Raw genomic sequence first — 11,806 nt, 5'->3', positions numbered from 1 at the left:
CGGGCCACGCACTGGGGCCGGCGGTGGCGGTCGCGGCGATCCAGGTGGTCGGCTCGACCGTCGCCGCGCACGGCCAGCACGGGCGGGTCCCGCTGGACGCCCTCGGCTACCTCCTGCTGCTGCTCGGGCCTGCCCTGCTGGTGCTGCGCGGCCGCCGGCCGGTCGCGGTGGCGGCCGGCACCTCGGTGGTCACCGCCGGGTACCTGGCCGCCGGGTACCCGTACGGGCCGGTCTTCGTGAGCTGGCTGATCGCCTGCTGCGCGGCGATCGGCTCCGGGCACCGCCGGGCGGCCTGGACGGGCGCGGCCGGGGTCTACCTGGTGCACCTGCTGGGCGCCTTCGTGCTGCCGGCGAGCTGGCAGCGCGCCGCCCCGCCGTCCGGCAGCGTCTGGCCGCAGGAGCTCGGGCTGCTGGCCTGGCTGCTGCTGGTGATGGCGGGCGGCGAGCTGGTCCGGTTCCGGCGCGAGCGGATCGCCGCCCACCGGGCCTACCGGCAGCAGCTGGAGGAGCGCCGGGCCAACGAGGAACGGCTCAAGATGGCCCGGGAGTTGCACGACATCCTGGCGCACAGCCTGTCGCTGATCAACATCCAGGCCGGGGTCGCGCTCGCGCTGCTCGACCGGCGGCCGGAGGAGGCGCGCGGCGCGCTGGTCACCATCAAGTCGACCAGCAAGGAGGCGCTCGGCGAGGTCCGCCAGGTGCTCGCGACGCTGCGCGGGCCCGGCGCGCCGCCGCGCGGGCCGGCCCCGGGGCTGGACCGGCTGGACGAACTCACCGAGCAGGCGGACCGGGTGGGCCTGGAGGCGGAGGTGCAGGAGCGCGGCGAGCGGCGCGCGCTGTCCGCCGCCGTCGACCTCACCGCCTTCCGGATCGTCCAGGAGGCGCTCACCAACGTGGTCCGGCACTCGGCGGCCCGGCAGGCGGTCGTGGTGCTGGACTGGACGGACCGGGCCGTGCTGGTGGTCCGGGTGGAGGACCCGGGGCCCGCGGTGCCCGGCGACGCGGGCGGGTCGGGCAGCGGGCTGGTCGGGATGCGGGAACGCGCGGCGGCGTTCGGTGGCACCATCACGGCGGGGCCGCTGCCCGACGGCGGCTTCCGGGTCCGGGCGGAGCTGCCGACACCGAAGGCGGAGAGCGATTGATTCGGGTACTGCTGGCGGATGACCAACTGCTGGTCAGGGCGGGCTTCCGGGCCCTGCTGGACCTCCAGGACGACCTCACGGTGGTCGGCGAGGCGGACGACGGCGAGGCCGCGGTCCGGCTCGCCCGCGAACTCGTGCCGGACGTCGTGCTGATGGACATCCGGATGCCGCGGATGGACGGGCTGGAGGCGACCAGGAGGATCGCCGAGGACCCGGCGCTGTCCTCCGTGCGGGTGGTCGTGCTGACCACCTTCGAGCTGGACGAGTACGTCTTCGAGGCGCTGCGCTCCGGGGCGGCGGGCTTCCTGGTCAAGGACACCGAGCCGGCCGACCTGCTGCGGGCGGTCCGGGTCGCCGTCGCGGGGGACGCGCTGCTCTCACCGGGGGTCACCCGGCGGCTGATCGGCGAGTTCGCCGCCCGGTCGAAGCGGCCCGAGACCGTGCCGCAGGGGCTCCCGGACATCTCGATGCTGACCGAGCGGGAGCGCGAGGTGCTGGCGCTGGTCGGGATGGGGCTGTCCAACGAGGAGATCGCCCGGCGGCTGGTGGTCAGCCCGCTGACGGCGAAGACGCACGTCAGCCGGGCGATGGTGAAGCTCGGGGTGCGGGACCGGGCGCAACTGGTGGTGCTGGCCTACGAGTCGGGGCTGGTGCGGCCGGGCTGGCTGGGCTGAGCGCGGAGGCGGTCGGGGCGCGGGCTGCTCCCGGGCCGGAGCGTCGCGGGTGGTTCGTACTCTCCCGGGAGTATCCCAACTGCCGCTGCTGGTAGGACGCGCGATGAGGCTCTTCGGCGGGACGCTTCAGGTGTCTCGGGAACCGCCCGAGGTGCTGGAAGCCCACCACCGAGGAGTTGAACCACCATGTACACCCAGCTGGCCGACTGGCACGGCCCGGGCCCGTGGATCCTGCTGATCCCCCTGGTCTGGATCGCCGTGGTGGTCCTGGTGATCGCGGTCCTGCGCCGCACGGTCTGGCGGCGGCACGGCTGCGGGTACGGCGCCAGGGCCGGGTTCGGGCCCGGATCGGGAGCCGGGGCCGTCGCGGAGCATCCGCTGGCCGTCCTGGGCCGCCGCTACGCCGAGGGCGACATCGACGCCGAGGAGTACCGCGCCAAGCGGGCCGTGCTCAGCGAACCGCCGCGGGGCGACCCCGTAGGAGGTGGCGCCAAGTGACCGCCCCGGGCGTCGTACGGGGCGCCGCCGCCCGGGTGGCCGACGACCGGGTCGCCGACGCCGTGGAGGTCCATGGCGTCGGCGGCACCGGGGGCCGGCAATCCGGCCGCGTGACGGTGGGCCGGAGGCTCAGCCCGCCTGCTGCGGGAAGACCTCCCGCAGCAGCGGGTCCGGCAGTCCGCGCTTGCGCCACTCGCGCGGGTAGCCGAGCGAGACCTCCGTGAACGGGACGCCGTCGTAGGTGGTCCGGCGCGGGATGTGGAGGTGGCCGTAGATCATCGCCGCGGTGTTGAACCGGGTGTGCCAGTCGGCGGTCAGCTCGGTCCCGCACCACTGGGCGAACTCGGGGTACCAGAGGATCTCGGTGGGCTGACGGACCAGCGGGTAGTGGTTGACCAGGACGAGCGGGATGTCCGGGTCGCAGGCCGCCAGTCGCTTCTCGGTCAGCCGGACGCGCTCGCGGCACCAGGAGTCGCGGTCCGGGAACGGGTCCGGGTAGAGCATCCGCTCGTCCGCGCAGACGATGCCGCTCTCGTAGGCGGCCGCCAGGGAGGCCTCCTTGGTGGTCGTGCCCGGCGCGCGGAAGGTGTAGTCGTAGAGGAGGAAGAGCGGGGCGATGCGGACGGGTCCGCCGGGGCCCTCCCAGACCGGGTACGGGTCCTCGGGGGTCACCACGCCGAGCCGGCGGCAGCGTTCCACCAGGTGCTCGTAGCGGGCCACTCCGCGCAGCTGGACCGGGTCCTCGGGGTGGGTCCACAGCTCGTGGTTGCCGGGCACCCACACCACGCGGGCGAAGCGTTCGGCGAGCAGGCCGAGGGCCCACTCGATGCTGGTGGTGATCTCGGCGACGTCACCGGCGACGAGCAGCCAGTCCCCGGGGTGGGAGGGTTGGAGCTTCTCCACCAGGTCGCGGTTCTCCTGGTAGGAGATGTGCAGATCGCTCACGGCGAGCAGCCGTCCACCCGTCGGAGTGGTCCGTTCCGGCTGTGCCTCGCTGCGGTTCTCCGTAGTCACTCCTGCCCCCTGAGGTCGCCCGGCCAATGGGGCCCACCCTACGTGGCGGGCGGGGGGAGTGGGGCGGGTTGACGGGATCAGTCGTTCGAACCGTCGGTTCAGGAGCCGAGGTCAGCCCGGCGATTCACCGGTGGTTCACCGGCGGGTCAGGGCCGGGACGGTGGATCGGGAGCCGAGCGGAAGGCGGGCTGTGGACAGGAGGAGGGATCAGGAAGTGGGAGTGGAAGGGGAGTTGGGGTCGGGCCGGTTCAGGAGCTGATGTCGATGAGCACCCCGTGGGAGGTGGCGGTGGTGACGGCGAGGATCGCCAGCGAGGCGATGCCGAGGGTCAGGCCGAGGACGGCGCGGCCGCGCCGGTTGGTGCCGCGGACCAGGGCCAAGGTGGCCAGGGTGATGGCGATCGGCCCGAGGACGATGTTGAACAGCAGTAGGCCGGGCAGGCCGAGGAGGAAGGAGGCGACAGCGAGGTTGTCGGCCTCGGCGGTGCCCTGACGGCCGGTCGCCTGACGAGCAGTCTGCTGGGCCTGACGCTCCGGGCGGTCAATGTTCTGGCGGCCGATGGCGAGGCGGCCGGTGGTGACACGGTCGGTGACGGTGCTCATGGTGGTGCGGGTCCTCTCTGAAGAGTGGCCGCGGGTGCGGTCCGCGGAGCGGCCGGGTCAGCGGTGCCGGAGGCGGGCGATGCCCTCGCGGGCGCCGAAGGCGAGCAACCAGGTGGTGATGCCGGCGGAGGCGGCGAGGAAGACCGGGAGCGAGGTGTGGGCGGCGGTGCCGATCAGGATGCCCATGGCGACCAGGGCGGAGAGCAGGATCACGGCTGACTCCTTCGGCTGCGGCTGGGACTGCGCCGATTTCGGTTGACAAGTGTTCACTGACTTCGGCCCCACTCTACGCTCGGCTGGCCAAGTTCGGCAAACGAATGTTTACTGAATGGCGTGAGTCACACCGTTGGGGCCAGACAGGCCCAGAAGCAGCAGAGTCGGCGGGCCCTGCTGGACGCCGGGCTGCACCTGTTGGCCGATCAGAACCTGGCGAGCCTGGGCGTCCGCGAGGTCACCCGCGAGGCGGGGCTCTCCCCGGCCGCCTTCTACCGGCACTTCCCGGACCTCGCCGCCCTCGGGGTGGCGCTGGTCGAGGAGTCGCTGGCCAGCCTGCACGTCATGATCCGTTCGGTGCTCGCCGAGGCCGGCGACGCGGAGGAGCTGATCGACCGCGCGGTGGACGTGATCGAGCGGCACGTCCGCGAACACCGGCCGCACGTCCGCTTCCTGGCGCGCGAGCGGCACGGCGGGGTGCGGCGGGTGCGCGAGGCGATCGACGCCGAACTCGGCCGCTTCGCCGCCGAGGTGGGAGCCGCCCTGGCGCTGCAGCCGCAGTCGCGGGGGTGGAGCGAGCAGGACCTGCGGATGCTCGCCGAGCTGTACGTCGACCACATGGTCTCCACGGCCGCCGCCTTCCTGGAGGCGCTGGAGACGGACCCGGCCCGGGAGCGGCGGATCGCCGCCACCGCGCGCCTCCAACTGCGCCTGATCAGTCTCGGTCGGGAGCACTGGCAGGCGGGTTGACCGTCCGGGCGTTGGCCGGGTGGCGACGATAACCGGTCATTGCGGCTTGGGCGGTTCTTGGTGTTGCTTTGACTCTTGACAGTGGGTCATGTCCGCGACAGCTTTGGTGCACCCCCACCAGTGGATCCCCCCACACCGAGAGGTCTCTCATGAAGAAGCCGCTCAAGCCGCTCATAGGCACGGTCGCCGCGCTCCTGGTCGCCGGGGCCACCGCCCTCGGCGGAGCCGCTCCGGCCCAGGCCGCGGCCTCCGCCGCCAAGCCCGTCACCGCCGTCAACTTCGCCGGGACGGTCGCCCTCAGCAACTGCTCCGGTTCGCTGGTGCGGATGCCCGGCTCGACCGCGAACGACCCGGCCCTCATACTCTCCAACGGCCACTGCCTGGAGACCGGCATGCCCGGTCCGGGCGAGGTGGTCCTCAACCGGTCCTCCAGCCGGACCTTCACCCTGCTCAACGGGAGCGGCAGCGGTGTCGCCACGCTGCGCGCGAACAAGATCGTCTACGGCGCGATGACCGACACCGACGTGTCGATCTACCAGCTGAACACCACCTACGCCTCGATCCAGTCCCGGTACGGCATAGCCCCGTTGACGATCGCCGCCACCCACCCGGTCCAGGGCACCTCGATCAAGGTCGTCTCCGGCTACTGGAAGAAGATCTACTCCTGCTCGGTGGACGGCTTCGCCTACCGGCTGAAGGAAGCCGACTGGACCTTCAAGGACTCGGTCCGCTACACCTCCACCTGCAACGTGATCGGCGGCACCTCCGGCTCGCCGGTGGTCGACGCCTCGACCGGCCAGGTGGTCGCCGTCAACAACACGATCAACGAGAGCGGCGAGACCTGCACCCTGGACAACCCCTGCGAGGTGGACCAGAACGGCGCGGTGACGGTCCGTCCGGGCATCGGCTACGCCCAGGAGACCTACGGGATCCCGGCCTGCTTCGCCGCCGGCAACCGCTTCGACCTCACCCTCGTCGGCTGCACCCTGCCCCGCCCGTAAGCCACCAGGGCAACCGCGCTGACCAGCACTTTTCCCCCGATGGGCCATCCGCGAACGGCGGGTGGCCCATTCGGCCGTCCATCGGTCGGCCACCGCTCCACCCGTTCCATCCCGCTCCACCCGGCCGTCCATCAGTCGGCCACCGCTCCACCCCGCTCCACCAGTTCCACCGCGCTCCACCCGCACCATCCGCTCCACCCGCGCCGCGCGGCCGTACCGGCGGGCGGCGATCATGTCAGCTGAACAGATGGAGAGTTGATGACCACCACCGTGAGAAGGCTGCTGGCTTCCGCCCTGCTGATACCGCTGCTCGCGCTCGGCGGCCTGGCGAGCCCGGCGTCCGCCGCCGACGGCCAGGGCGCGCAGGGTGCCCAGGGGGCGCAGGGTGACCAGGGCAAGGGGTCCCGCCACGGCCGGAGCCCCGCCGACGACCCGACCGCCGACATCAAGGACCGCCTGGCGGCGATCCCCGGCGTGACGATCACCGAGGAGAAGCCGACCACCACCGGTCACCGCTACTTCGTCGCCACGTACACCCAGCCGATCGACCACTTCCGGCCCTGGCTGGGCACCTTCCAGCAGCGCTTCAGCCTGCTGCACCGCGGCTACGACCGCCCGACCGTCTTCTACACCAACGGCTACACGCTGGGCACCAACCCGTCCCGCACCGAGCCGACCCGGCTGGTGGACGGCAACCAGGTGTCCATCGAGTACCGGTTCTTCACCCCCTCCCGCCCGGAGCCGGCGGACTGGTCGAAGGCCGGCATCCGCCAGGGCGCCGCGGACTCGCACCGGCTGGTGACCGCGCTCAAGCGGATCTACCAGGAGGAGTGGCTGTCCACCGGCGCCAGCAAGGGCGGCATGTCCTCCACCTACTTCCGCCGCTTCTACCCGGACGACGTGGCCGGCACGATCGCCTACGTCGCGCCGAACAACACGAACGTCAACGACTACCAGGCGTACAGCGACTTCTTCCGGACCGTCGGCACCCCCGAGTGCCGGGCGAGGCTGAACGCGGCCCAGCGCGAGCTGCTGGTGCGCCGTGACCGCCTGGTGCCCCGCTACGTCGCCGACAACAAGGCGTCCGGCTCCACCTTCAACACCCTCGGCTCCCCGGACCGCGCGTACGAGGCCGGGGTGCTGGACGTGGTCTGGGGCTTCTGGCAGTACAGCCTGGAGGCCGACTGCGCCAAGGTCCCGGTCGCCGCGACCGCGACCGACGACGAGCTGTACGCCTGGTTCGACTCGCAGTCCGGCATCACGGGCAACAGCGACCAGTCGCTGGCGAAGTACACCGCGTACTACTACCAGGCCGCGACCGAGCTGGGTGCGCCGTTCTTCGACGTCTCGCACCTGAAGGACGTGCTGCACTACGACTACAAGGAGCTCTACTCGGTCCGCAGCTACGTGCCGAAGGAGATCCCGACCGTCTTCAACCCGAACGCGATGCCCGACATCGACCGCTGGGTGAAGCGCGAGGGTGAGCGGATCATGTACGTCTACGGCGGCAACGACCCGTGGGGTGCCAAGCCGTTCCACCTCGGCCGGGGCAGCGAGGACAGCTACGTCTACACCGTGCCCGGCGGCAACCACGGCTCGAAGATCGAGCAGCTGCCCGCCGCGCAGTCGGCGGAGGCCACCGCCAAGGTGCTGGAGTGGGCCGGTCTGGGCGACGCGAACGCCGCCCGCTCGCTCGCCAAGACGCCGCAGCCGGGCTCGGACTTCGGCCCGCTGGACGTCGAGGGCCAGCGGCTGGAGCAGGAGCGCCGCCCGCTGTAGCGCTCGCGCTCACGCTAGGCAGGTCGCACCACCACGCACGAGGAGGAGGCCGTCCCGGAACCCGGGGCGGCCTCCTCGCGTCGTCCCGCGCCCCCGCGCCCGCACGTCCCCCGCGCCCCGCCGGCGGGAAGGTCGGGCCGCCCCAGCCCCTCCCCGAAGCAGTGAATCAGTGCTTCAATGCTTGCATGGCCTACCGACGCACGCCCGCCGTACAAGCCCGCCTGGACGCCCAGCGCGAAGCGGTGCTCCAGTCGGCGGTCGGCCTGCTCGCCGAGCGCGGCTACGGCGGCTGCACGATGGCCGCCGTGGCGGACCGAGCCGGGATCGCCACCGGCAGCCTCTACCAGCACTTCAGCGGCAAGGCCGAGCTGTCGGTGCAGCTGTTCCGCCGGGTGGTCACGCACGAGATCGACGCGGTCAACGCCGCCGTCGCCCGCCAGGACACCCCGCGGCGGCGGATCGCCGCCGTGGTCGAGACCTTCGCCGCCCGCGCCCTGCGCGCGCCCCGGCTGGCGTACGCGCTGCTGGTCGAGCCGGCCGACGCGGTCGTGGACGAGGAGCGCCTGGTGTTCCGGCGGGCGTTCCGGGACGTGATCGCCACCGAGATCGCCGCCGCCGTGGCGAGCGGCGAACTGCCCGAGCAGGACCCGGTGCTGACCGCCGCCGCCCTGGTCGGCGCGGTCGGCGAGGCCCTGGCCGGCCCGCTCGCCGCCGCACCCGGAACAGCTGCCACACCCGGAGCGGCCGGGACCGGAGCCGCCGAGCCCGAACAGAGCGACAAGACCACGGTGGTCCCCGCCCTGGTCTCCTTCACCCTGCGTGCCCTGGGAGGACGCGATGACAGCGACGCATGAGGTCACCAACCAGGTGCCCCTGCCGTACGGACACGACACCGCCGCCGACCCCACCCTGCTCGCCGCCCTCCAGCGGGCCGACGCCGGCTGGGCCGAGCCCGAGCTGCGCGAGCTGGGCCGGCTGGCCGGCTCCGAGCAGGCCGCCGAGTGGGCCCGGCTGGCCAACGAGAACCCGCCGGTGCTGCGCACCCACGACCGCTTCGGCCACCGGATCGACGAGGTCGAGTTCCACCCGGCCTGGCACGAGCTGATGCGCACCGCCGTCGGGTACGGCCTGCACGCCGCCCCCTGGCGCGACGAGCGCCCCGGCGCCCACTCCGCCCGCGCCGCCCGGTTCTTCGTCTGGGGCCAGGTCGAGGCCGGCCACACCTGCCCGATCTCGATGACCTATGCCGCCGTCCCGGCCCTGCGCGCCAACCCGGCCCTGGCCGCCGAGTTGGAGCCGCTGCTGGCCGCCCGGGAGTACGACTACGGGCTGCGCGAGCCGCGTACCAAGCGCGGGCTGATCGCCGGCATGTCGATGACCGAGAAGCAGGGTGGCTCGGACGTCCGCACCAACACCACCACCGCCACCCCGCACGCCGACGGCACCTACCGGCTCACCGGCCACAAGTGGTTCACCTCGGCGCCGATGTCCGACCTCTTCCTGACCCTCGCCCAGGCCCCGGGCGGCCTCAGCTGCTTCGCGCTGCCGCGCGTCCTGCCGGACGGCGGCCGCAACCGCCTGCAGCTGATGCGGCTCAAGGACAAGCTCGGCAACAAGTCCAATGCCTCCGCCGAGCTGGAGTACGACGGCGCGGTCGGCTGGCTGGTCGGCGAGGAGGGCCGGGGCGTCCCGACCATCATCGAGATGGTCAACATGACCCGGCTCGACTGCACCGTCGGCGCGGCCTCCGGCATGCGCTACGGCGCCACCCGGGCGGTGCACCACGCCCTGCACCGGCGGGCGTTCGGCAAGGCGCTGGTCGACCAGCCGCTGATGCGCAACGTGCTCGCCGACCTGGTGGTGGAGTCCGAGGCGGCCACGATCGTCGCGATGCGGCTCGCCCGGGCCACCGACCGCGCCCTGGCCGGCGACGAAACCGACGCGCTGGTCCGGCGGTTGGGCCTCGCGGTGGCCAAGTACTGGGTGTGCAAGCGCGGTCCGGCGCACGCCGCCGAGGCGCTGGAGTGCCTGGGCGGCAACGGCTACGTGGAGGAGTCCGGGATGCCCCGGCTCTACCGGGAGGCGCCGCTGGTGTCGATCTGGGAGGGCTCCGGCAACGTCGCCGCCCTGGACGCGCTGCGCGCCATGGCCAAGCGCCCGGAGACCGTCGAGGCCTTCCTCGGCGAACTCGACGCCGCCGCCGGCGCGGACCGCCGGCTGGACGCGGCCGTCGCCGCGCTGCGCAAGGAGCTGACCGACCCGGGGGAGCTGGAGTACCGCACCCGTCGGCTGGTCGAGTCGATGGCGCTGGCCCTCCAGGGCTCGCTGCTGGTCCGGTACGGCAGCCCGGCGGTCGCCGACGCGTTCTGCGCGAGCCGGCTCGGCGGCGACCACGGCGCGGCCTTCGGCACCCTGCCGTCCGGCGTCGACACCGGGGCGATCATCGACCGCGCCCGCCCGGTGATCGCGTGAGCGACCGGGAAGCGGACGGCGACCGGGAGGCGGAGGGCGTCCGGGCGTTCTGGCAGGGCCTCGGCCTGCCGGGGCTGATCGACGTGCACACCCACTTCATGCCGAAGAACGTCCTCGACAAGGTGTGGGCGTACTTCGACGCGGCCGGCCCGCTGGTGAACCGCCCGTGGCCGATCACCTACCGCGAGGCCGAGGAGCAACGGGTCCGGCGGCTGCGGGACTTCGGCGTCCGGGCGTTCACGTCCATGCTCTACCCGCACAAGCCCGGCATGGCCGGCTGGCTGAACGGCTGGGCCGCCGACTTCGCCGCCCGCACCCCGGAGTGCCTGCACACCGCGACCTTCTTCCCCGAGCCCGGGGCGCCCGGCTACGTGGCCCGGGCGATCGAGGACGGCGCCCGGGTGTTCAAGGCGCACCTCCAGGTCGGCGGCTACGACCCGGCGGACCCGCTGCTGGACGGGGTCTGGGGGTTGCTCGCCGAGACCGGCACCCCGGTGGTCACCCACTGCGGGTCCGGGCCGGTGCCGGGCAAGTTCACCGGCCCCGGCCCGATCGGCGCGGTGCTGGAACGGCACCCCGGCCTGGTCCTGGTGGTCGCCCACCTCGGGATGCCCGAGTACCGCGACTTCCTCGACCTGGCCGAGCGCCACCCGGCCGTCCGGCTGGACACCACCATCGCGTTCACCGACTTCGCCGAGGCCGACGTCCCGTTCCCGCGCGCGGAACTGCCGCGCCTGCGCGGGCTGCGGGAGCGCGTCCTGCTCGGCAGCGACTTCCCCAACATCCCCTACCGGTACGTCCACCAGCTGGAGGCGCTGGCCGGGCTGGGGCTGGGGGAGGAGTGGCTGCGGGCGGTCTGCCACGACAACGCGGCCGCCCTCTTCGGACTCGGACCGGGACCCGAGCCGCGACCCGAACCGCGACCGGAACCGCGACCCGAACCGGGGTCCGAAGCGGGGCCCGAGCCGAGGGGCTGATCACCGCACCGTCCGCAGCACCTCCAGCGCCCGGGCGTGCAGCCCGGGCGCGGCGGCGAGGAAGCCGTCGGAGCCGGCCGTCCAGGCCGCCCCGGCGGCGTCCGTCACCGTGGCGCCCGCCTCGCGGGCGATCAGGGCGCCGGGCAGCAGGTTGCCCGCGTCCAGGCCGTACTCCCAGAACAGCGCCAGGTGCCCGGAGCCGACCTGGGCCACCTGGAGCGCGGTCGGGCCGAGGTTGCGCACCGCCAGGACGGCGCCCGCCATCGCGGACAGCGACTCGCCGGCCCGGCGCAGCGCCACCGGGTCGGCGGCCACCCGGGGCGGCTGGCTGGTGGCGGCGACGGTGACGGCCAACTCCCGTTCCAGGGGCGCGATCGGCCGCCCGTCCAGCTCGGCCCCGCCGCCGAGCACCGCCCGGTAGGTGCGGCCGTCCTGCTCCGGGGCGTGCACCACGGCCAGCACCGCCGCGCCGTCCCGCACCAGCGTGGCGGTCACCGCCCAGTGCGGCTGCCCGAGCAGGTACTGCACCGCGCCGTCGGTCGCGTCGCACAGCCACCACTCGCCTTCGGCGGGCACCGGGCCGTCCAGTTCCTCGGACACCCAGCCGGCCCGGGGGCGCAGCGCCGTCAGCCGCTCCCGCAGGGCGGCGGCCGCCGGGCCGTCCAGCTCGGCGAAGCGGGCCGC

Annotated in this window: 13 protein-coding genes; 9 read left to right on the top strand and 4 right to left on the bottom strand. The window is 73.4% G+C overall.

All coding sequences use genetic code 11. From position 1 onward, the window contains the following. The 3 genes from AE652_RS23020 to AE652_RS23010 all read left to right on the top strand — a co-directional run. The coding region (locus tag AE652_RS23020) for a histidine kinase (protein WP_049654518.1) at positions 1–1,142 on the top strand (1,142 nt) is incomplete at its 5' end. After that, positions 1,139–1,816, top strand: coding sequence for a response regulator transcription factor (locus tag AE652_RS23015; RefSeq protein ID WP_049654512.1), 678 nt, complete (start codon positions 1,139–1,141; stop codon positions 1,814–1,816). The genes AE652_RS23020 and AE652_RS23015, both read left to right, overlap by 4 nt. Positions 1,817–2,002: 186 nt before the next feature. Next, positions 2,003–2,314 (top strand): SHOCT domain-containing protein, encoded by a 312-nt coding sequence (locus AE652_RS23010; protein WP_049654508.1) that lies wholly within the window; start codon positions 2,003–2,005, stop codon positions 2,312–2,314. Between the two features lie 129 nt (positions 2,315–2,443). On the opposite strand, the gene AE652_RS23005 is transcribed toward AE652_RS23010, so the two are convergent. The 3 genes from AE652_RS23005 to AE652_RS46520 form a co-directional block, all read right to left on the bottom strand. Then, the gene (locus AE652_RS23005; RefSeq protein ID WP_049654506.1) at positions 2,444–3,328 is read right to left on the bottom strand and encodes a metallophosphoesterase; all 885 of its coding nucleotides are present in this window, start codon (positions 3,326–3,328) and stop codon (positions 2,444–2,446) included. A gap of 248 nt (positions 3,329–3,576) precedes the next feature. After that, a complete protein-coding gene (locus tag AE652_RS23000) occupies positions 3,577–3,930 on the bottom strand; it encodes a DUF4190 domain-containing protein (RefSeq protein WP_234348497.1) in 354 nt (117 codons plus the stop codon). Between the two features lie 57 nt (positions 3,931–3,987). Continuing rightward, complete coding sequence (locus tag AE652_RS46520) at positions 3,988–4,143, bottom strand: hypothetical protein (protein WP_159028531.1); 156 nt, start codon at positions 4,141–4,143, stop codon at positions 3,988–3,990. A 120-nt stretch (positions 4,144–4,263) separates the two neighbouring features. Between AE652_RS46520 and AE652_RS22995 the strand changes: the two genes are divergently transcribed. From AE652_RS22995 to AE652_RS22970, 6 genes are all read left to right on the top strand, one after another. After that, positions 4,264–4,893 (top strand): TetR family transcriptional regulator, encoded by a 630-nt coding sequence (locus tag AE652_RS22995; RefSeq protein WP_049654505.1) that lies wholly within the window; start codon positions 4,264–4,266, stop codon positions 4,891–4,893. 149 nt (positions 4,894–5,042) lie between these two features. Then, the gene (locus AE652_RS22990) at positions 5,043–5,894 is read left to right on the top strand and encodes a serine protease (protein WP_049654504.1); all 852 of its coding nucleotides are present in this window, start codon (positions 5,043–5,045) and stop codon (positions 5,892–5,894) included. Positions 5,895–6,152: 258 nt separating this feature from the next. After that, positions 6,153–7,673, top strand: a complete 1,521-nt coding sequence (locus AE652_RS22985; RefSeq protein ID WP_053112204.1) for a S28 family serine protease — start codon at positions 6,153–6,155, stop codon at positions 7,671–7,673. A 185-nt stretch (positions 7,674–7,858) separates the two neighbouring features. After that, positions 7,859–8,527, top strand: coding sequence for a TetR/AcrR family transcriptional regulator (locus tag AE652_RS22980; RefSeq protein WP_049654501.1), 669 nt, complete (start codon positions 7,859–7,861; stop codon positions 8,525–8,527). Next, positions 8,511–10,145 carry an acyl-CoA dehydrogenase family protein gene (locus AE652_RS22975; RefSeq protein WP_049654500.1) on the top strand — a complete coding sequence of 545 codons (1,635 nt, stop codon included), beginning with the start codon at positions 8,511–8,513 and terminating at the stop codon, positions 10,143–10,145. Before AE652_RS22980 ends, AE652_RS22975 begins: the two co-directional genes overlap by 17 nt. Next, entirely contained in the window at positions 10,142–11,122 is a 981-nt protein-coding gene (locus AE652_RS22970; RefSeq protein WP_063780234.1) for an amidohydrolase family protein, read from the top strand. The genes AE652_RS22975 and AE652_RS22970 overlap by 4 nt, the downstream gene beginning before the upstream one ends. Here the strand turns inward: AE652_RS22970 and AE652_RS22965 are convergent. Then, positions 11,123–11,806, bottom strand: a 684-nt coding sequence (locus tag AE652_RS22965) for an inositol monophosphatase family protein (protein WP_049654498.1), incomplete at its 5' end; no start/stop codon positions are given.

It is taken from the genome of Kitasatospora sp. MY 5-36 (assembly GCF_001182915.1).
GTDB lineage: Bacteria > Actinomycetota > Actinomycetes > Streptomycetales > Streptomycetaceae > Kitasatospora.
The sequence above is the reverse complement of the archived record's forward strand: the minus strand, read 5'-3'. Positions and strand labels throughout refer to the sequence as shown.